Annotated in this window: 21 protein-coding genes; 11 read left to right on the forward strand and 10 right to left on the reverse strand. The window is 60.5% G+C overall.

Annotated elements, in window-relative coordinates; translation table 11 throughout:
* Positions 1-9 precede the first annotated feature (9 nt).
* The 3 genes from ABIB90_RS22395 to ABIB90_RS22405 all read right to left on the reverse strand — a co-directional run bounded on the left by ABIB90_RS22395 (position 10) and on the right by ABIB90_RS22405 (position 2856).
* Positions 10-375 carry a VanZ family protein gene (locus ABIB90_RS22395; RefSeq protein ID WP_354201386.1) on the reverse strand — a complete coding sequence of 122 codons (366 nt, stop codon included), beginning with the start codon at positions 373-375 and terminating at the stop codon, positions 10-12.
* A 121-nt stretch (positions 376-496) separates the two neighbouring features.
* Positions 497-2086, reverse strand: coding sequence for an EAL domain-containing protein (locus tag ABIB90_RS22400; RefSeq protein WP_354201387.1), 1590 nt, complete (start codon positions 2084-2086; stop codon positions 497-499).
* Between the two features lie 596 nt (positions 2087-2682).
* Positions 2683-2856 (reverse strand): hypothetical protein, encoded by a 174-nt coding sequence (locus tag ABIB90_RS22405; RefSeq protein ID WP_162847250.1) that lies wholly within the window; start codon positions 2854-2856, stop codon positions 2683-2685.
* A 1011-nt stretch (positions 2857-3867) separates the two neighbouring features.
* Here ABIB90_RS22405 and ABIB90_RS22410 point away from each other — a divergent pair.
* The 3 genes from ABIB90_RS22410 (at position 3868) to ABIB90_RS22420 (ending at position 5092) form a co-directional block, all read left to right on the forward strand.
* On the forward strand, positions 3868-4158 hold the full coding sequence (locus tag ABIB90_RS22410; protein ID WP_354168149.1) for a hypothetical protein: 291 nt from the start codon (positions 3868-3870) through the stop codon (positions 4156-4158).
* A gap of 41 nt (positions 4159-4199) precedes the next feature.
* Complete coding sequence (locus tag ABIB90_RS22415) at positions 4200-4616, forward strand: hypothetical protein (RefSeq protein ID WP_007595535.1); 417 nt, start codon at positions 4200-4202, stop codon at positions 4614-4616.
* Between the two features lie 200 nt (positions 4617-4816).
* On the forward strand, positions 4817-5092 hold the full coding sequence (locus ABIB90_RS22420; RefSeq protein ID WP_219684228.1) for a hypothetical protein: 276 nt from the start codon (positions 4817-4819) through the stop codon (positions 5090-5092).
* Positions 5093-5112: 20 nt separating this feature from the next.
* On the opposite strand, the gene ABIB90_RS22425 is transcribed toward ABIB90_RS22420, so the two are convergent.
* Complete coding sequence (locus tag ABIB90_RS22425; protein ID WP_354201388.1) at positions 5113-5766, reverse strand: hypothetical protein; 654 nt, start codon at positions 5764-5766, stop codon at positions 5113-5115.
* Between the two features lie 1325 nt (positions 5767-7091).
* A complete protein-coding gene (locus tag ABIB90_RS22430) occupies positions 7092-7484 on the reverse strand; it encodes a hypothetical protein (protein WP_354168144.1) in 393 nt (130 codons plus the stop codon).
* Positions 7485-7680: 196 nt separating this feature from the next.
* Here ABIB90_RS22430 and ABIB90_RS22435 point away from each other — a divergent pair, with 196 nt between their 5' ends.
* Positions 7681-8076: a hypothetical protein gene (locus ABIB90_RS22435; protein ID WP_354168142.1), complete on the forward strand. Its 396-nt coding sequence runs from the start codon at positions 7681-7683 to the stop codon at positions 8074-8076.
* A gap of 39 nt (positions 8077-8115) precedes the next feature.
* Here the strand turns inward: ABIB90_RS22435 and ABIB90_RS22440 are convergent, their stop codons facing one another.
* Both ABIB90_RS22440 and ABIB90_RS22445 read right to left on the reverse strand, forming a co-directional pair.
* Positions 8116-8661 (reverse strand): hypothetical protein, encoded by a 546-nt coding sequence (locus ABIB90_RS22440; RefSeq protein ID WP_354168140.1) that lies wholly within the window; start codon positions 8659-8661, stop codon positions 8116-8118.
* 177 nt (positions 8662-8838) lie between these two features.
* Entirely contained in the window at positions 8839-9576 is a 738-nt protein-coding gene (locus ABIB90_RS22445; RefSeq protein WP_354168138.1) for a metallophosphoesterase family protein, read from the reverse strand.
* Positions 9577-9767: 191 nt separating this feature from the next.
* On the opposite strand from ABIB90_RS22445, the gene ABIB90_RS22450 reads away from it, so the two are divergent.
* Complete coding sequence (locus ABIB90_RS22450; RefSeq protein ID WP_354201389.1) at positions 9768-10391, forward strand: transglutaminase-like cysteine peptidase; 624 nt, start codon at positions 9768-9770, stop codon at positions 10389-10391.
* 10 nt (positions 10392-10401) lie between these two features.
* On the opposite strand, the gene ABIB90_RS22455 is transcribed toward ABIB90_RS22450, so the two are convergent.
* The 3 genes from ABIB90_RS22455 to ABIB90_RS22465 form a co-directional block, all read right to left on the reverse strand.
* A complete protein-coding gene (locus tag ABIB90_RS22455; protein ID WP_354168135.1) occupies positions 10402-11682 on the reverse strand; it encodes a hypothetical protein in 1281 nt (426 codons plus the stop codon).
* Between the two features lie 168 nt (positions 11683-11850).
* Positions 11851-12126 (reverse strand): hypothetical protein, encoded by a 276-nt coding sequence (locus ABIB90_RS22460; protein WP_007595516.1) that lies wholly within the window; start codon positions 12124-12126, stop codon positions 11851-11853.
* Between the two features lie 74 nt (positions 12127-12200).
* Positions 12201-12725, reverse strand: coding sequence for a hypothetical protein (locus ABIB90_RS22465; protein WP_354168133.1), 525 nt, complete (start codon positions 12723-12725; stop codon positions 12201-12203).
* Between the two features lie 270 nt (positions 12726-12995).
* Here ABIB90_RS22465 and ABIB90_RS22470 point away from each other — a divergent pair, with 270 nt between their 5' ends.
* The 6 genes from ABIB90_RS22470 to ABIB90_RS22495 all read left to right on the forward strand — a co-directional run bounded on the left by ABIB90_RS22470 (position 12996) and on the right by ABIB90_RS22495 (position 20498).
* On the forward strand, positions 12996-14198 hold the full coding sequence (locus tag ABIB90_RS22470; RefSeq protein WP_354168131.1) for a polysaccharide biosynthesis/export family protein: 1203 nt from the start codon (positions 12996-12998) through the stop codon (positions 14196-14198).
* A 151-nt stretch (positions 14199-14349) separates the two neighbouring features.
* Positions 14350-14931: a hypothetical protein gene (locus ABIB90_RS22475; RefSeq protein WP_354168129.1), complete on the forward strand. Its 582-nt coding sequence runs from the start codon at positions 14350-14352 to the stop codon at positions 14929-14931.
* 28 nt (positions 14932-14959) lie between these two features.
* Positions 14960-16444 carry an O-antigen ligase family protein gene (locus tag ABIB90_RS22480; RefSeq protein ID WP_354201390.1) on the forward strand — a complete coding sequence of 495 codons (1485 nt, stop codon included), beginning with the start codon at positions 14960-14962 and terminating at the stop codon, positions 16442-16444.
* 137 nt (positions 16445-16581) lie between these two features.
* Positions 16582-17205, forward strand: a complete 624-nt coding sequence (locus tag ABIB90_RS22485) for a hypothetical protein (RefSeq protein WP_354201391.1) — start codon at positions 16582-16584, stop codon at positions 17203-17205.
* Between the two features lie 280 nt (positions 17206-17485).
* Entirely contained in the window at positions 17486-19750 is a 2265-nt protein-coding gene (locus ABIB90_RS22490; protein WP_354201392.1) for a polysaccharide biosynthesis tyrosine autokinase, read from the forward strand.
* The gene (locus ABIB90_RS22495; RefSeq protein WP_354201393.1) at positions 19698-20498 is read left to right on the forward strand and encodes a hypothetical protein; all 801 of its coding nucleotides are present in this window, start codon (positions 19698-19700) and stop codon (positions 20496-20498) included. Before ABIB90_RS22490 ends, ABIB90_RS22495 begins: the two co-directional genes overlap by 53 nt.
* Positions 20499-20597: the final 99 nt, after the last annotated feature.

Consider the following 20597-nt stretch of genomic DNA (forward strand, 5'->3'; position numbering starts at 1 on the left):
TGCATCTGCTCAGGAGGGAGGCCTCGGTAAGAAGGCCAGGATTGTTTGAGCGAGGAGGACCCCGACGGTCCCGCCTGCTGCTTTTTGCAGCACGTCCAGGAAACCCGGATCACGATCGGGCGTCATTGCTTGCAGGATTTCGAGCCCCATCGCGACGGCCACGACAAGCGAGCAGGCGAAGGTGAGCCGACCGGGCAACAGGAAGGACAAGAGAAATCCCAGCAACCCGTAGGCGCTGAAGCGTTCGATCACGACGACCCAATAAGCCTCGTGATGACCGATAAGTACGGGTCTCCCCGCCAGTCTCGCAAGCGTGGCATAGACGATGAGCGCGAAGCAGATTCCAGCGGCTGCGATAAGGTGGTTGCGGCGCATTGGACGACCATAGCTGGATGGGAGCCGGGCCGCGTTGAAAGATGAGAGTATCGTTAAGGCTGATTGAGCAGGGCGCCCGGTGCGGAGCGTCTTGCCGTCTCGGGTTAACGGCTCAATCCAGTCAGGCCACCAACACCGCGTCGGTCGGCAATTTAGCGCTCTGCGGCAAGCAGCGTGACTCGACCAACTCGCTGAATCGCGGGAAGGGCAGTGGGGCGGAGACCAGATAGCCCTGCCCCTCCTCTACGCCGGATGAAATAAGCGCCTGGACCTGCTCTTCCGTCTCGATGCCTTCCGCGACCACCGTCATTTGGAGGTCCTTCGCAAGTGCGACCAGCATCTCTACGATCGTGGCAGTCGATGCGTCCACGGTGATCGTGTCGACGAAAAATTTGTCGATCTTGATTGTATTGGCGCCCAGGCCCTTGAGCCGAGATAGCCCGCTATGACCGACGCCGACATCATCAATGGCGACGCGAAACCCGTAGTCCCTGAGTTCGCTGACGACAGCTGCGGCGCGTGCGAGATCGTCGAGCTCGTCGCGCTCGGTCACCTCGATGACGATCTGGCGCGCGGAGACGTGCGCCGCCATGACTGTGCGGCGGAGCGTTTCAATGAAGCCTGCACTCAAGAGATGCTTTGGCACGACGTTGAGGGAGAGCTTAAAATCCTTGTTCGCTTTCAGCAACGGTTGCAGATCCGATAGCGCCGATCGCAGGATCTGCCAGGTCATGACCTCGATGCGGCCGCTGGATTCCGCGAGCGGGATGAAGTTCATCGGAGGCACGACCGATCCGTCTTTGAGTAGCCACCGAGCCAATACCTCGCAGCCCCGGATCCGACCGGTCTTGAGCTCGAAGATTGGCTGGTAGTACGGCTTGAATTCGTTCGCGGCCAGCCCGCGATCGAGATCGGCGACGGGCCCTTCCATGCGGCGGCTCCGCGCCAAAAGCCCGCCGAAAAGCGCGCCGATTGCAAACGCTACGGCCAACGCCGGCCAGTAGGCCTCGCTGTTCCACGTCGAGAGGATGCCGCGTTCGAGGCGGATGGTCGCATGGAGAGGGAATCGAGCGGAATTTTTGTCGAGATCGATCGGGGCCTGCAAGGCTTTGTCGGGATCGAGCAGGAATTCGCCAAGTTTCTCGCCGTTGCTCAAGGCGAGGATCACTTCGCTATGGGCGCGCAACTCGGCGGGCATGATGTCGAACAGGCTGGCGTTGACGCCAAGAATGGCGACCAGTGCGGCATTGCCGTTGACGTCTTTGAGTACGCCCAGAGCATCCCCGCCGAATTGCTCAACACGGAAGAGCGAGAGGCTCTTGTCGTGCGAGGGAAGCATATCGCGGCGGTCGATCCATCCCTTGTCGAATTCGAGCGTTTCGGAATAGGCCGAACAGATCACCGAGCCATCAGGGTTGACGAGGCGCACATCCTTGATTGCGGAACGCTGGTAGACGTGGAGCCGGATCGCCTGCAGCGTCGCGGGCCCGCAATCGGCAAGATCGCGCCGCGCGAGTTCGCCCAGGCTCGCGCCGGCAAAATCGACCGCAAATTCGGCGCGACGCAGAACGACTTCCGTCAATTCGTCGAGCTGATGGGTCTGCTGGTATCGAATGAACGAAGTCGCCGCAAAATGGCCGGCCACGCCGAACGCGGCCATGCTCGCGAGCACGAGCGCCGCAAATGCGAAAGTCGGTCGCTGCAATCTCATTCGGCCCGGCGGAACAGAGGGAAGCGTCGGCCCATCCTAGTCAGGACGCGCTAAGATAGGGTTTAATGGCGGGACGAGGCATGTGGAACCGGCCTTTGGGGGGTGGGCAGGCGAGAAACCCGTCTGCCCCGGACCGGGGGCCCTATCGAAAAATGCCTCTTAACCTTCCGCTCCCAAGTTCTGGCGGCCCATTCGATGGCGGAGGGAAGCGGGTGCGGGATTGTAGGGCGCGATGGAAGTCTGCCGGGTGCTGCCACCATGCTGTGGCCGGGTGGCTCGCAAGCGCAAAACCACGAAGGCGATATTGATAGCTAACCAGACCAGAACGACGGAAATGGCAAGATGTGCCACGGCCAGACCTCGCGATGCAGTTGAGGTCAACGCGAGCGCGCTGGTTCGGTTCCCTGGCGAACAGGGTTAGAGCGCATTTATTTCATGCAGCTGGATTCGAGGCTTTCGAGCGGACGGTGGTCTCACCTTGGCTTGAGTCCTGGCTCCAGTCCGATCAGCAACACGTCGCATTCGTTCTTCGTCAGAATCGGAGATCGCGCGCCCGCGGTCATCCATGACGTCGTTGGCGAAACACCGCCGCACGCCTAGGCCTTTTTCCTCGCCTTCGTTTTCAACGAAAGACCAAGGCGCAAGGCCATGCGCTTGATCGCATCGGGCGATCGTCCGAGCTGTTTCGCCGCCTCCTCCAATGAAGCCGAAGACTTGGCCAACTCCATCAGCCGGCGGTCTTCCTTGAACGACCAGGGCTTGCGCGCCATAACCGAAATCATCCTCTCGTCGAGACAAAGACAAAGCCGCCAAGCGGACCCATGTCGCTCGACGGCTTTGCTTGGGTGGGGCCGAGCTTGGGGGAGCCCGGTGAGACGATGGGATAAGCGATCGGTGAGACTTCGCAACAAACAACGCGGATTAAGCTAACCGCTCAACCTTAACGCGTCTAATCCGGACTTCGTGGCTCCGTATTATCACGGAGATTTCAATGCTGATCAGCAGCGGCCGTCGCCGCGTTTTGAGTGGTTCGAAGCCGAACTTATCGACCGGCGATTCTGAAGGCTGCATCGACTGGGGCCGTCGGCGTGAACTCGGATTAACATCCGGCCGGATTTAACTTCAACAGTGAGACGTTTTGGTCTTTCCGGGTCCCCGGCCGTCGGGCGACGACCAAACTTCGATCAGCTCTTGCACAAACTTCATCATCGCCTGACAAAACTTTCAGCGGCGCCGATCTTGAAGTCGTCACAACGACAAGATGAAATGCAATGGGAGGAACGCGCCGGAAAAATGGGACGTTCAAATGTTGGCAATTGTGGTTTTGGGTTCGATCTTCGCCGGCGGTTTTGCTTGCGGCTATGGTGCGAGGGCGTGGCGCTCGCGCAAGCGATCGGCAAGATATCGTCTCTACGCGCCCTATACTCCCGCGGCAACAGGAGCGGGACGAAGTCGGTCGCCGTCGTGATGGTGGACTCTCGCGCGTGGCCTGTTTGCCGGACGATGTGCGCGGCGTGATCGAAATAACCATGTGCGGTTAGGTTAACTTGTCGCAACTCTTGAGAGCTTAGCCAACGTCACCTAGAACACATTGATTCACGACGAATGTTTAGCCGCCCCGATTTTTCAGGGGCCCGCGTTAGGGTAGGCGTAAATGACGTATCTGATTGCATTGCTGGGCGCGACAATTTGCATCCTTATTTTGATCGTTTTCGTTCGCGCCTATGATCGACATCTGAAAGATTGTCCAGGTCCCTGGATCATGGACGAGGCTCATTCGAATGACTGATCCAAGGCACAACGCGCCCCGAAGGTATTTCGTTGATGCGCAAGGGAAATGGGTGCTGATAGGGCTGTCGCTTCCGGAAACGGCCGAGTTCGAAGCGCTGGATGTGACATCGGGAGAGACGGTTGAAATCGCGGCCGAAATCGGTCTGAGCGACGGAGCCGCCGCGGCGGACGAAGCTCGATGGCGTGAGCTCTATTCCAAACACGAAGGAGCCTGGCGGGCGTGGATCGTACAAAGCCAGGCGGAGCGGCCACAAGGTTCAAGCTTTGTTAACTATGTCTGACCGATGTTAGCGGTCCAAATCTCGAACGTGGGATGGCCCAAATGTTTCAGCTGTTCCTGAGAGCGCGCGCACACAACTTTCTCAGCTCCCGCCGTGAGGACAAGGGCTTCAAGGCCCGTACCGTCGAGCGCGATGCGGAGACGGACCGCGTTCGAATCGATGCCGTCATGGTCGCGATCGATGCGGCATTGCGCGATGCAGAGAGGGAGCAGGTCGGCCTCGGACGACGCGTTGATGACGCACTTGCGCGTGCATCCGTCACCTTCGGAAACGGCACCGATGAATATCTCGAACGGGAGCCGATCGACAGCCATCATCAAGATCTCTTTGCCGCCGACATCTCCAACGGCCAGCGGCGGCTCAAGGAATTGGCAAACACCATCACTCACTTGAGATTTATCAGGACCGCGATGCTCACGCGCTTTCCGAACCTGAAGCCGCCGCAGCTCAATAGCTAGGATCGAGGCTTTGGCTCGGCATCTGCCGTCTGGTGAAAAGCAGCAGGTCCAGACACGATGGATATCTCGGTCCGAGAAGCATAATCTCTCGCTGAACAGCTTTGCCACGGGACAATTCGGGCGCCGCTTTGCCGTTGGCTCTTCTGCCGGTTTTGATATGGTCCCGTCCTGTTCTCGGACGGATTGAAGGAGCGAGCCACGTGATCTCCAGAAATTTGCAAAGGTCGATGGGATTGGCATTTGTTTTGGCCATTGGCGCACCAGTCACGGCTTCGGCCGTCACGGTAGAAGTCGCGCGTGCATGCGACGCAGCTTTGGCCAAGGCCTTTCCGCCCAAGCAAATCGGCAATCCCGCTGCGGGCAGCGCGGGGACTGTCAAGGAGCGGCGCGAATATTTGAGCAAATGCGTCGCGAACAACGGCAAGGTCGATGATGCGCCGGCAGATGCGCCTAAAGACGCGAAGGCCAAAAAATAAACGAACCGCGTCGCGCCACCTTAGCGTCGTGGCGGGCAAGGTGAGTAGAACGCGCCGTTCGTTGCATTGATGCGTTCGACGCATTGGTTGGGATCAGTCGGCGTCCCGGCGACCGTGAAGTCATAGCCCATACCTTTGACGACCACGACGTAGCGACCCGGCGAAAGCGTAAAGCCGTCCTGCTCTGGCTGCAGCGATAGCATTCTCGGCTGATCCTCGACCGGACCTACTTTGTAAGGGTACGACATGCTGCGGATGACCCAGGTGTCGCCGGCAGTGACCATGGCCGCTTTGCCGGTTGCATCGACGCCCATCGCTCGGGAGACTTTTGCGACCACCCGAACCTCGGTCCCGGTTGCATCGACGCCACCGTCGGGCCTGAACACAATGAAGCTGACATCTCCGCTTGTCAGGGTCGTCGCGCTGGGCGTGGTGATTGCCGCTGAGATCGCGACACGACGGTCTGGAATCTTTCCGGGGACCGGCTTGAGCTCCTGGAGCTGGCCCTCGCTCAAGGCGTAGACGCCAAACGCTGTTGGCAACGGCATCGAGGGTTGCGCAGCCGGCGTCGGCTCCTTCGGTTGATCCGGTGTCCGTTCGACACTCTCACCGCCCGATGGAGTCACAGCCATGGTGGGCTGAGGCTCGGGGCTTGTCGAGGTGCGCTTGGACAACGTCGCGGACTGCCACAATGCGAGGGATTGCGTCCTCAACCGCGGCCAATAAGTAACCGCCGCGCTGGCGCCGGCAATGATGACCAGGATGGCGGCTAATCGGATGAGGGAGTTGAGGATGCGGCTTCGCCGAGATGGGTCGAGCGGTCTGGGCCGCGCGACAGAACCGCGCCTGGTTTCCGCCGCCGTCGGGACGGGCGGCGAAGGCGGAACGGGCGCCAGATGGGGAACGACCTGAGGAGCCGGGGGATCGGGTGGCGAGGGATGCGAAGCGACGTCTAGAGCCGAGTCCGGCGCTTTGGACAGCGCGTCGCGCTCGCTGCGTTCAAATGATAGCTCAACGTCCCGAATGGCGCGTTCGAGCACTTGCTGGAGCTCGCGGGACTCCCGTGCGTCGCCATGGGTGCATTGTTCCAGAAGCTTGATCCGGGCAAGCTCGTATACGATTTCGCGGACCTGCCGTGGGTCGCCGGATATATCGCGAATCCGCCCGGACAGGAGGCGCACAAACCCGGCCTTGATCGCGTGCGTATTTGGCGCGCCGGCGGCGGTGTCGCTAGGGTCGGTCATCAAGACCGATCAAGTAACCCGGAACAGGCTGTTTCGCTAGTCCCATTGCTACGAAAGCCGCTCCGATCGCCAATCATGCAAGAGCCCTTGTCGACAGCTTCGGGGGCTTGCTTTTGGGCAGAAAGCTGTGACAGTTCGACGAGCTCCTCTTTCCGGTATTTTGATCATGCGCGACGGTTTCATAGCACTCACGTTTGTGGCTCTCCTGGTGCAACCTTCTTTTGCACAAGGGACCAAGGACAAAGCCAATTTGACGAGCACCAGCATCGTGACCACCCCTACGAAGAAAACCCAAACGGCCCAGAGCCCCTCCCGACCCACTGCCATCCGGAACCTGGCGCCGGGCAAGCTGCCGAGCGGGATGGCGGCTCAGGGGGTCTGGAGAGATGGCAAGCTGATCGCCGTGCCTCGGCAATGACGCCCAAGCAAGCGTGAAGGAACGGTGATCGCCTCCCGATGTTCTTGCTCGGGAGACATCTCATGAAACGATTAGTCCTGACCGCGGTCGCGCTTTTTGTAACAGCAAGTACGTTGGGCCCAAGCATCTGGCTCCCAAGCGCTTTGGCCCAGGGTGTCAATGATCCGTCGACGCCCAACCGAAATGTCATCATCGTCAATCCCTCGCAGCCCTCGCCGAGCACGGCTACGCGGAATATTCCGAGCCAGATTCAGCCACCTCTGGCCAGCGGAGGGCGCGCACGTCCCTATTATGGCAACAGAACGCGGGGCAGCGGGTCGAGCAGGCGCTAGTCTGGCTACTGTGCGTTGGGTGTCATTCCGCCGCCGCTGGGGAAGTTGCTGGATTTGAGCGCCATTCCACTGACGCGAAAGCGGACATTTCCTGCCAGGTACAAATAATCCGAGGTCGTGCTGCTGACGGTCCGCACCTCGACATAGGTCAGCGTGATCGAACCCACGCTTGGGGTTACCTGGGTGATGTCGACAAACCGAGCTCCCGGGAAAAGCTTCTGGTCGAGGCCATAGAAGATCTTTTCCCGCTCTGACCACAGCACGAAGTGACCGCCGGCCTTCTGATCGACAGCTTCGTATTGCGTATGGATCACTTGCGGGTATTCGATCTGGCCTGCCGCTGCAAAGTGAGTCCCCAAAAAGATCGCCAGAACCAGGAAAGTAATGTTGCGGACCACTGGTCAATACCCTCGCGCGCTAAAGCACAAAGCTTGCCCGCGATTTGGCTTTCGTGCAATCGGCAAACGTATACATTGAATGGAGTAGACGAGAAGTTTCCGGCCCTTGCTCGTTCTTGTTGCTCTGCCCTGGAGTTACAGCGTGCGAACCGCGCGACCCCACACCTCACTAGCTCATGCAAGGCGGCTTGGGCCGTTGTCGGGAGCGGTCCTGACCGTTGCCGGTGCGATCGGCTTCGGTCTCGCCAATCCGCCCTCGTGTTTTGCCCAGACCGAGCCGGAGCCCTCGGTCAACGACTATCTCCCACCAAGCGAGCCGGAAGTCAGCCGTGACGAGTGGCGTCAGCGTATCGAAGATGCACGGCGAAGATCCAAAGAGCTCTCGCGCGAGCGGCGGGATCATCCCGAGCTCTATAAACCGGTCCCGGAGGATCCGGATCTTGTCGCGACCGAACGTCTCCTCAACGATGACAGCCTGCAGCGCGGCGACATCGTCTCGACCAAGAAGGGCATGTTCGTCTACCACGGGCGACCGGATCAACCGCGCCGCGAGCAGGATTTCGTGCCGATCGCGCCAAAAGCGACGCGTTGATATTGACGGCAAGCCAGCAGGCTAAGTCGCGCTCGAACGTCAGTACCGCCGCAAAATCTGATTGAACTTCGGATCGGTCCCCTGGGTAGTCTCCAGGAGCAGCGACTTGCCTTGCGGCGTGGCCTGCAGGTAGGCAGCGATCAGGAGCTGCTCGTAGCGAGAGCGGTTGGCAAGCGCCGCGCGGACGTCCGATTGCGCCAGCAGCTTGATCTCTTCGTCGGCTGCTGCCGCGTTCGATGTGACGGTTTGGAGCCGTGCGAATGCGACGGCGATCGGCACCGCGCCGGCCAGGTAAGACATTTTCACTGCAGGCGTCGCCAGCTCACCCGCCTGCGCCTTCAGCGTGCCGAGCGTGAGCCAAAGCGCAGGCCGGATGGGCGATACTTTCAGGGCCGCAACAACGACGTCTTGGGCCGCCTTGTTCTCGGTGGCCCTGTTGTTGGCATCGGCTGCGGGATGGTGAAGAAAGTCTGCGGCTTTGGCGGCCGCATAATTCGCCAGCAAGTCGCCGTCGAATGAAAGGGGCGCCAGAACGCCCGAAGCAGCTACGTTGACCTTCTCGGGCGGAAACTCGCCCGAGAACAAATCGCTCGCCCTAAAGTTCGACCGCGTGAGATCGCCGTAAAACCCCAATCCTGCATAAAGCAGCAACATCACTGCGATGCAGGCGCCAATGATGCGAAGCAAGATCATGCGGCTCATGGTGAATTTCGATGTCCGCGTGGAAGGGCGCGGGAGTCGGCCAGCAACTCTGCAAAAGTCCTAAATTGCGAGCAGACTATCGCCCTGGATCGTGAGCAAGGTCAAGTTGCCGGTCGCGTAAGCGCCGGTGTCGATATTGATCCGGTTCGAGCGGATATCCGGGACGCTGACCGGGGTATGGCCGTGGACGACATATTTGCCGAAGCGTCTCTCTGACTCGAGGAATTCCTCGCGGATCCAGAGCAGGTCCTCCTCCTTCTGACGTTCCAGGGCTACGCCCGGCTTGACGCCGGCGTGAACAAAGAAGAAGTCGCCACACGCGAAGGACGGGCGGAGCTGCTGAAGAAACGAAAGATGCTCCGGCGGGAGCGCGCGCCTTAATCCTTCGATCAATTCAATCTGCTGCTCCGGCGTCGGATTCATCGTCGGGTTGATGCCGTAGGAAACGAGGGTTAGCAGGCCTCCGTAGCGGCGCCATTCCTCCAGCCGTGCCGGGTCCTTGAGGACCTCAAGCAGGAACACCTCGTGATTGCCTTTGAGGCACACTGTCTCATGGGACTTCGATCGCTCGATCAGGAGATCAATCACAGCGCGCGAGTCCGGGCCCCGGTCGACATAGTCGCCTAGAAAGACCTGAATTGCTCGTTTGGGGGCGGAGCGGGCAAGGTCGGCGTCGATGACGGTTAAGAGCGACTGAAGCAGGTCGGCGCGTCCATGCACATCACCGATGGCATAGATCCTCACGCCGTCGGGGAGCCGAGGCTTGACGTTGTTACGAAAGCGTTTGGAAAGGCCCATCAGCTGGTCGAATCGGGTCTGGCATCATGAATAGAGGGCATGATCGCTCATAGCAGAACAAGTTACGCGTCGGTATTCTTAATTGTTTCTGACGAAGGCGCGGCGGTTTTGATTAAAGGCTTGCTCGGCTTTTGAGCCGGATTTCAAGACGTCTCGCGTAGCGTTTCCCCAACAAGAATGGGGAGCGCGACATGCGCAAGACTTTAAAGTTCCTGGCGATTGCCGCCGCTGTATTGGCTGGGGCGGCTCAACACAAGGCCGAGGCCGCCTTCGTTGGTGCGCCGTCGGCGTTGCGCGGCGCCATCCAGTACATCAAGTTCGACCAGCCGACCTTGGCGCCGATGGCATTCACGATCTTTTGCCTGAAGTACGTGGGCGAGTGTAAGCCGCGGCCGCAGCAAATCGTGTTCAGGGGCGGACGTCTCAAGCTCACGGCCGAGCGCATGGCCCAGCTTCAGGAGGTCAATCGGCGGGTCAACAGCGCGATCCGGCCCGAGCCCAACTTGGAAGGGCTGCGTGGCGAGAAGTGGCTGCTGCATCCCGCCAGCGGCGACTGCAACGACTATGCCGTGACAAAACGCCACGATCTGATCGCCAAGGGCTTCCCGGCGCGATCGGTGTTGCTCAGCGAGGTCGTGACGACCTGGGGTGAGCATCATCTCGTGGTCGTGGTGCGCACGTTCTCCGGCGATCTCGTGCTGGATAATCTCACCGGGCACATCCTGCCGTGGTCGAAGAAGTCCTACCGGTGGGTCCGCATCCAAATGCCCAAGAACCCGACCTACTGGGCGTCACTGGCTGATCGCGACGTCTAACGATGAGCGACTAATGAGCCGTGCCGCGTGAGGACTGGGTGACGCTTTGGGACAATCCGAGTCCCACGATCGTTGACAAACAAAGGATTGCTGCCGGATGCAGCAGTCCCGAACCAGCGAAGCTCTCAACCAACGCGAAGACAAGGCAGGCCGCGGCCGCCGCAGGGAAGAACGAGTCGCGGCCGCGCTGCAAAGCCCCCAAAAATAAGCGTCCCAAAGTCATCATGCCCGCCAGCAGCGCGGCGGAAAAACCGACCCATCCGGTATCCGCGAAGATGGCTAAAGCCGTCGAGGGTGCCATCAAAGCCGCGCCGGCATCGCTTTGGTAGATCCTGCCGACGGCAGAAAAGGTGCCTGCGCCCGCACCGAACCACCTGGTGTCGGCCAACATGCGCTCCAGCGCGGCTCTGGTTTCGGCCCCCACATCCGGGACAAGCCGCAAAAGAATCGGCCCCGCATTCTTTTCGAACAGGAAGCTCAGGACAATCATCGCTCCGACCAGCGCGGCTAAGGACAGCGCGCCTGCGGCCAACGGCGATAGGTCGATCCTTCGAATGACAAGGATCAGCAAGATCAACACGAGGCCAAAGGCCGCGGCGATCGCGCTGTTCGTCCCGGACAAGCCAAAAACCGCAACTGCGCTGGTTAGAGCGCCCACGAGGCCGCAAAGGCCGATGGTCACCGACTGAACGAGCGAGTGGCGCGTTTCGGCCCGCTCGGCGGCCAGCTGCATGACGGCCAGATTAAGCATGACGCCAAGACCGGCCATCGTTGTCGCCAGGTCGGAAGGAACGGCGGTTGCAAGGGCGGGCGACAGTGGACGCAAATCCAGGGTCAGAGCCGACACCGCTGTTACCCCGCTCAGCACAAATAGCACCAGTTCGGCACGGCTGCGATCACGGACCACGACGATTGTCACGCTGAGCAACGAGATCGCTGCGAGGGCTTGAAACAGCGCATTCAGGGTGAGGCCGAGATCCGCCGTCACTGGCCCAAGCGACAGGCCACCGAGAGCATCGTGGCTGCTCACCCAGATCGGATGCGCCCAACTCAGCCACAGCGGCGCCAGCTGGGTTGCGACGCAAAGGGGAATGCCGATCAGGACCCAGCGGCCCCAGACCGTGGCACGCAAATAGTGCTCGTAGTCGGCCTTTCGTGCGCTGAAGACTGCTGCCAATAGCCCCAGGGCCGTAGCCGTCATCCCGAGCTGTACGCCGAATTTGGCGCCGGCAATGTCGAGAGCGGATGCAGAAACAAGGCAAACGATGAGGGCAAAATAAGCGAAGGACAAACGTGCGCCTGGAAGGAATCCTGAAAGGGTCAGGTCACCATACAAGCCGGAGACAAGTTTTCAAACAGAGCTCTGCAGCCGACGCCGCTCCAATCCAACGCGACCCAACCCCACATCAACGAAGCGTCGCCTGCGGGATCAGACGGGACTCTTGATCCGCCAAAGAGGTCAGCGGGCCGTCTTGAGCGGACGGGCAAACACGCGGGCGGCACGACCGGCGGCGAGAGCAAAGCGGGCGGCCGAGCCAAAAAGATAACCGGCCTGGAGCGCGATGGCCGCGAGCACTACGCCCTTCAGGCCGTCAAGGAAGCCCAGATTGGCGATCCAGCCGACCGGGATCGCGGCGAGCAGCATGACGAAGGTCAGCGGCAGCAGCACCAGGACGCGAAAGCGTTGGCCCAGAACTGCGCCTACCAGAAAGCTGAAGATCAAAAGCTCGGTCATCCGAAACACTCCGTGCTCCGGACCTTAGGTTCCGCACCCTAAAAAGACCCTTAAGTCATATGGCTAAATTTTGTCTATTGGCCGCAACTTGCCGCCAGAGAATTATAGGCTTCCCGCAGCCCGCTCAGGGCCACCACGCCTTTGATTTCGCTGTCGCTTTCCTTCACCACCACGGAAAGCGAGGGCATCGTCTGCCACTTACCGGCGGCTAAGGCCGAAACTTCGTCTGGCAAGAGCACCGCCGCGCCCGCGGCGGCCATGCTGGCCTCGAACGTCTGGGTACCGCCGCCGGTTGAGGAGATCGTTACTCGCGGGTGGCTCCGTGGCGGGAAGGGGCGGATCAAGGCCACCAAGACGTCGATCTTGCCTTTGGGAGCGCAGCGGACGATCAGGCCAGCGAACTCCGGGGCGGACTGCATCGTCTCGGCTGTTTTGGAGATGGAAGCGAAGCTCTCGCCCTCTTTGGGGCCTTGGGTGCGGGTGAATTTCCAAATCGAGGAGGAGGCTGCGATCTCAACGAAGGGGCGCTCCGGGGGTTCGTATCCAGGTCCGGCGAGCAACCGTCCTGTCAGGGCAAGGGAAAGAAGCGACAAGAGCAACGCCGGAACTCCTCATGAGACAGCGGAGCATTAGCAGAGACACGCGGGGATGAGAACGCCGCGCCCTTCGGTTGAGCGTTTGCCTGCTGAGCGGGCACACGAATTACAACAAACAGTCACAAAGGGTTAGCGAGGTTCCGAAGTAGTGGCGCAGGCGCAACACCGGCGGACTCATTGCGCCGTTAACCATCGGTTTCAGCCTGGAACTCTTGTCGCGCTGCCCGCTAGACCGTACCACTTTGAGGTAATTCGGGACGATCGGGGCGATTCATGCATTCCTTTGCCAAGACATATGTATTCAAGCCGGCGTTTCTGGCGGTCGCGTTGGCGCTCGGGGCGTGCTCGACCAATCCAGGCTCCGGCCCGTTAACAGATGACGTCAACAACAAGATCCAGACCGAGAATGCGCCGGCCTATGAGCTGGTGCCGCTCAATCCGGCCACGGTCAACATACTGCACAGCCATGAGCCCAAGGGTCTTGCGGGTGCGTTCACGGACAAGCGGCCGCCGGCCAGCATCGTGTTCGGGATTGGCGACGTTGTTGCGGTTACCATCTTCGAAGCCGCGGCAGGTGGTCTCTTCATCCCGGCGGAAGCCGGCGTCAGGCCCGGCAACTTCGTGACCATTCCCGATCAATCGGTCGACAATGACGGCTACATCACCGTGCCCTATGCCGGTCAGGTCAAGGCCGCGGGCCTTACGTCGGTCCAAATCCAGCGCGCAATTGTTGAAAAGATCTCCAACCGCGCCATCGAGCCGCAGGTTGTGGTTGCGATGTCCTCGCAGCGGACGCAGCTCATCAGCGTGTTGGGTGAAGTCAACGCGCCGGCGCGCTATCCGGCGAGCGCCGCGGGTGCGAAGGACAAGGTGCTTGACGCGATCACCCGCGCTGGCGGCATCAAGGGTCAGGGCTTTGAGACCTGGGTCATGCTGGAGCGTGCCGGCAAGCGAGCGACGGTGCCGTTCGAGAACCTGGTCATGACGCCCGAGAACAACATTTACGTTCGCCCGGACGACAGCATCTACGTCTATCGCGAGCAGCAGAAGTTCCTGGCGTTCGGCGCCAGCGGCCAGAGTGGCGAGTTCAACTTCGACGCTTGGCGCATCAATCTCGGCGAGGCCGTCGGCAAGTCCGGTGGTCTTCTCGACGGCCAGGCCAATCCGGCGGCCGTGTACCTCTATCGCCGCGAGCCGCGTGAGGTCGCTGCTCAGCTTGGCATCGACGTCAGCAAGTACACCACCGAGACGATCCCGGTCATCTTCAACGTCAACTTCCGCGATCCGGGCGGGTTCTTCCTCGCCACCAAGGTCATGATGAAGAATCAGGACATCATCTACGTCTCGAACTCGACCAACGTCGAAGTGGCCAAGTTCCTGACCTACCTGCGGGTGATCATGGCGACCGGCAGCGATGCCGTGAACCTCGCCAACGACGCTCTGATCTTCCGCAACAACGTCAAGTTGGCGCCTTAACGATCGGCGGCTCGAAGCGAATGGCACCGGGGCTTTGTCCCGGTGCCATTTTCGTTTAGCGATCGAGGCGGGTGCTGTTCGAGTTTGGATCAAGGCACCACCGAGCAAGGTTCGCCGGTGATCGGTCACCCCCGCGCGGTTGCGAGGCTTCATGCTCTTTCGACGGCAAGCATTCTGGCGTTCTCTAACGCTCATCATCGCGGGCCCTGTTCTGCTCGAACAGGCTGCCGGCGCGGCTGCGGAGTTCGGAGTCCGCCACCGGATCGACGTGGTGGTCTCAGCCGAGCCCGATGCGCCGATCTTTCAGCGCCTCCGGGGTGCTAAGGGCGAAGTTTCATTCACCGTCCGATTGTCGGCGAACGCCAAAGAGAGTCGCTTCTTCGGGATGCTGCATCCATCCTTCCCGGATGCTGTTGTCCCTGACAAAACTGACAAGCCGCTGGTCCAGCAGACCAAATTGTGGGAGGAGGACGTCTGCCATCAGCGGCGCGGCCTGCCGAAAGTGACGGTCACCCAACTTCGGGGGCGCTTTGGCGAAGGGGAGGGGCGGGTTGAGATTTCCGGTATCAACCGTCACATCGGCCTTCTGGTCCCGCCCGACGAATTAACACCTGGAATAAAACTCGATTCGGGGAGTGATAACGTTGGGCTATTCTACGGCTTCCGGGCGCAGACCCGGATCAGCCGCTTGAACGTGGATCTGAAGATCTATCCGATCGATTGCTTCCTCTAGAGCTAGAGCCGAGGTCGGCTAACTGACGATGCGCCTTCTTCCCCATATACGTTGGTCGTGGAGCTGGCCTGCGACCTTCATCCTGTTCTTCGTCGCCGCCGGCGCCCCGTTCCCGTTCGGCTCGACCAACGACCTCTCGATCGCGTTCTGGTGCCTGTGCCTGGGCCTCGCCTTGATCGTGGCGCCCGCGCGCGACTTGCGGCGGCCCCATTTCTGGATGATCGCGGGCATCGGGGTGATCGTGGCCGGATACGCCTTCGTGCTGCATGAGCAGCTGTCCGATCATCCCTGGATCGCGCCGTTCAATCCGATCTGGAAGCAGGCGTCCGACCTCCTCGGCGTGCCGATTGCGCCGTCGGCGTCCATCGTCAAGAACGAGGCGTTCTTCGCATTGGGCGCGCCGCTCGCCAACATTCTGGCGATCCTCCTTGGCATCACCGTCGGTGCCGAGCGTGAGCGCGCCCGGCGTCTGCTTTGGGTTATCGCCGTCTCCGGGAGCCTTTACGCGCTTTATGGCGTCGCTTCGTTCCTGATCGAGCCCACCATGATCCTGTGGCGGGACAAGACGGCCTATATGGGCAGCGTCACCGGCACCTTCATCAACCGCAACACGGCCGCCGCCTATTTCGGGTCTTGTGCGGTGATCTGGATGCTCTTGATCCTGGAGGATGTCCGCCGGCGCTTGCCCGAGCGGCACATCGAGTGGCAGCGCGTTTGGCGCGACGTGGCCGAGATCCCGCCGCGCCAGATCCTGCCGCATCTCGGAGCGCTGTTGATTTGCCTGATGGCGATGTTCATGACCGGCTCGCGCGCCGGCGTCAGCCTGTCGCTGCTCGCGATGATCGTCTCCTTCACGGTGTTCCTGCGCAAGGACCTGCCGCCGCGGACCGGAATCTGGATCTCGCTCGGCTCCGGCGTGGTGGTGGCGCTCGGCCTGATGCAACTGCTCGGCGGCCGCGTCTCCAGCCGGTTCGACAGCCAGGGCCTGGTCGACGAGGGCCGCATCGAGGCCTGGAAATCCACGCTTCAGATCATCGCCGACAATCCCTGGTTCGGGACCGGCATGGGCACCTTCCAATGGGCCTTCCCGCCCTACCGCAGCCCCAACATCTCGATTCGCGGAATCTGGGATATCGCCCATTCCACGCCGCTGGAGCTCGCCTCCGACGTCGGCATCCCCATGGCGCTTTTGGTGGCGGTTGCATGGGCGGTCATGTTCGTCATCCTGGGCCGCGGCGTGTTCGCAAGGCGGCGGGACGCCATCATCCCGCTGGCGGCAGCGGCGACCGCGAGCCTGTCGCTGCTGCATTCCTGCCTGGACTTCACGCTCCAGATCCCCGGCTATTCCATTCCGTTCTTTGCGCTTTTCGGCGCCGGCCTGGCGCAATCGTTCCGCATCCGCGAGGCGGCGCGGGCGCAAGGCGAGGCGATCGCCGCACCGGACGAGCAGGGGCGCCGGACGCCGCCTGCGCGCGGCCTGCGCCGCGCCCGCGAGCTTCACAAAACTGTCTAGTTTTGAAGCAGTTGCGCCGTTTACGAAGTCTTTAGAATAAGTGGACAGCAGTTTACGCTTCCGCTAGGTTCCGGCACTACACAGCCACTTGCCCGGGCCGAGACGTAAAGTGGGCAGACGTTTTTTGGAGGTTTATTATGAGCGTTATCAAGATTGCGCTTCGCATGGCTGCGGCCGCGGCCCTTGCCGCGACGATTTCGAGCGCCGCAAGCGCCGCCGTCTATCCGCCGCAGCGCCAGCTGCCGGCCACGGTCATTTCCGAGTTCAAGGCGACACCAGGCACGCTGTTGACGCAATATCCGGCCGGTGCGCAGCTGATCTCGCGCGTGCGCGACCTCGGCGCGTCTGATCCGACCACGGTCCCAGCGCTGATCGCGCTCCTCAAGGACCCCGCAACCACCAAGGACCAGATCCGCGCGATCACCGCCGGCCTGGCCCAGCTCGCCCGCATGGCCGCGGTAGCCGACCAGGCTTTCGCCAATGAGATCCAGGCGGCGATCGCAGGCACCAACAACCCCGACGTGATCGCAGCCTACCAGGCCGCAACCGGCGACGTCGCGATCGCGGCGGCCGGCGGTGGCGGGGGCGGCGGCGGCTCCGGCGCGGGCGGCCCCACGGGAGCGGGCGGTTTTGCAAACGGCGGACCGGGCGGGTCCCTCGCAACCTTCGGCGGCCTGCACTACGCGACGCAGGTCAGTGGCGGCGCCTCGGGCGGCGTGGCCGGCACCACCAACGCCGCCAACCGCATCAGCACGCGCTGACCGTATTTGCCCGGAGGCCGAAAGCCTCCTGGCTGCCTTATTCGCGATCCAGTCAAAGCGGCGCTTCATCGCGCCGTTTTGCATTTCGGCCGTTAAGCTTCATGTGAATTGGCAGGGGCTTGGCGCATTGCGCTGCATCAAATCGGTTCTGGTTGCATTGAGGCCGTGCTATTCTGGCGTGCGGTCTCTTCTTTGTGCGAGCGCTTCGCGAAACGCTGAGCCCGCGATGCCGGACTTCCAATCCCTGTGTATTTAACGGATTGCTTTTGGGAATTGCACAATGTTGCAGGTGAATAAGCCTTCGTCGGAGATCAACCGGGACTACGCCGAGTCCGAAAGCTCGCCGGCCCAGACGCTCACCTCCTATCTCGACATTGTAAGGCGCCAGTTCCCGACGATGATCGCGATCGTCTCGGCGTGCGTGATCCTGGCGGTGCTCTATCTCTTCACCGCCGCGCCGCTGTTCACCTCGACGGCCTCGATGGTGATCGACACCCGCAAGGTGCAGTTGTTCCAGCAGCAATCGGTGCTCGGCGACATCGCCGTCGATTCCGCGACCGTGGAGACCCAGGTCGAGATCCTGAAATCCGAGAATATCAGCCTCGCGGTGATCCGCGACCTGCATCTGATCGACGATCCTGAGTTCACTGGTGCCGGGGGCGGCTTGCTTGGTACAGTGGTCGGGGCCGTCGCCGGCCTGTTGTCCGATGGGCACGCGCCGTCGGAGTTTGAGCAGACTCGAAAGGCACTGGAACGCTTCGAAAAGAACCGCTCCATCAAGCGTCTTGGCGTCACCTACGTGATGGAGATCAGCTTTACTTCGAAAGATCCTCAAAAGTCCGCGAAGATCGCTAACGCGATCGCGGACGCCTACATCGTCGATTCACTCGAAGCGAAGTACCAGGCGACCCGCCGCGCCAGCGTTTGGCTGCAAGATCGGATCAAGGAGCTGCGCACCCAGGCCTCGGCCGCGCAAAAGGCGGTGGTGGACTTCAAGACCGCCAACAACATCGTCGATACTGGCGGGCGGCTCATGAATGAGCAGCAACTCGCGGAAGTGAATAGCCAGCTGATCCTCGCGCACGCATCAACCGCCGAGGCAAAGGCTCGGCTCGACCGCCTGAACGACATCCTCAAACAGGAAATTCCGGACGCCAACGTGGCCGACGCGCTGAAGAACGACACTATCGTCAAGCTGCGCGGGCAATATGTCGACATGGCCTCCAAGGAATCGATCTGGGCGATGAAATACGGCGCTGATCATTTGGCCGCCGTCAATCTCCGCCGTCAGATGGCCGAGATCAAGAAGAACATCCAGGACGAACTGAAGCGCATCCAGGAATCCTACAAGAGCGATCACGACATCGCCGTCACGCGCGAGGAATCGATCAAGTCGAGCCTCGCCAACGTCGTCTCGGAATCGCAGCTCACCAACCAGGCGCAGGTGCAGCTCCGGGAGCTCGATAGCACCGCTCAGAGCTACCAGGCGATGTACGACAATTTTCTCCAACGCTACATGGAAAGCGTGCAGCAGCAGTCGTTTCCCATCACGGAAGCACGGGTGATTAGCGCAGCAACTACTCCGCTGAACAAGAGCTCGCCCAAATCATTCATCATTCTTGCTGCTAGTTTGCTGGGTGGATTGATGCTGAGTTTTGGCGCAGCGTTGGCCCGGGAGCTTGTCGACAAGGTGTTCCGTACCACCAGCCAAGTAGAAGACATGCTTGGGGCTAACTGCATCGCAATCCTGCCGGCGCTCGGCGCGGCGGCAGCACCTGGGCTCGGTGAAAAAATGCGGAGCGGCAAGCTCACCAGCAAAGGCAACCCTCAGCCCGACCTGCTGCGCTATGTTGTCGACAATCCGCTGTCGCGCTTCGCCGAAGCCGTACGTTCCGTGAAGGTCGCGATCGATCTCAACTCGATCGTGCGCGAGAACCGCGTGCTGGCGACCACCTCGACCCTGCCGAACGAGGGCAAGAGCACGCTCTCGACCAACCTTGCGCAGCTGATGGCGCATGGCGGCGCGCGCGTCATCCTGGTCGATGCCGATTTGCGCAACCCCTCGCTGTCGCGTGCGCTGGTGCCCGACGCGAAGCTCGGACTGGTCGACGTCGTTGCCCAAAAGGCCCTGCTCGAGGACGCGCTGATCGTCGATCCCGAGACCAAGCTGTCGATCCTGCCCGCAGGCACCACCTCGAGATTGCTGCACACCAACGAGATTCTGGCCTCAAAGGCGATGCATGCGCTAGTGACTCAGCTTCGCGCGAAATTCGATTACGTAGTGCTGGATATGCCGCCGATGGCGCCCGTTGTTGACGTGCGCGTGACCTCTGCATTCGTTGATTCTTATGTGTTCGTCGTGGAGTGGGGCAAAACTAGAATTGATGTCGTTAAGCATAACCTACGAGGTTCGCCAGAGATCCACGACAAACTGCTCGGTGTCGTTCTGAACAAGGCGGACACAAAAGCATTAGCACGATACGAATCTTATCATGGTCGATACTATTATCAGAAGTACTATGCTCGTTACGGGTATGTCGAATAGTTCTCTTTCACGGAACGCCCCGCGCGCGTTCTTCATTTTGCTGGCTGTAGTCGGCGTGGCATGGCCAGTCGTGGTATTTCCATGTTTCAAGGTTTCGGGTAGCGGGCGTGATGTAATCTCGCGCATTCTGGATGATCAGCACTTCAAATCAGAAGTCTTGGCTGACCTGCTCACTCGCTTCGATTCAACTGGGTGGCTTCTTCCGCAGTCGGAACTATGGCGCGCGACAGCCTTCCTAAAACTTAGCATGGCCGAAGAGGCCGCTCGGTCAAACGCGTCCGACGACGTCGATGCGAAAATGGAGTCCGCACAATCCGCATTAGTCAAAGTGCTATCCTCTAATCCGTCAGAGGCATTCTTATGGCTGAAGCTTTATTCTCTTAAGAACTTAAGCGAGGGATTTGATTCGAGTAACAATCGATATCTGCAAGAATCGTATTCGGCTGCGCCCCTTGATGCTTGGGTTGCGCTAAAGCGAAATCGCCTCGCTCTTTCCATTTTTTCTGGCTTAGGCGACGATATGCAAGCCAAAGTTGTCGCCGAATTCGCCGCTCTTGTCGATAGTGGGTTCATCGATATTGCCATGCAAAATTTGGTTGGGCCGGGCTGGCCTCAAAAGGATACCTTGTTAAAGGGATTGGCTCAGATAGATCTAATACCGCGCGAGGCCTTCGCCAAAAGACTTGTTTCTCGAGGTGTCAACATTCAAGTTCCGGGCATAAAGACCGACGAGAGGCCGTGGCAATGATGGATTCTGTACACGTGCGGTGCGCGGTGGCACTTCTAGTTCTTATCGCCGTGGTTCCGTATGTTCATGCTCAGGCGAATGCCACTTCGCCATCCTTCA

The organism is Bradyrhizobium sp. JR4.1 (assembly GCF_040548605.1).
Classification (GTDB): Bacteria; Pseudomonadota; Alphaproteobacteria; order Rhizobiales; family Xanthobacteraceae; genus Bradyrhizobium; species Bradyrhizobium canariense.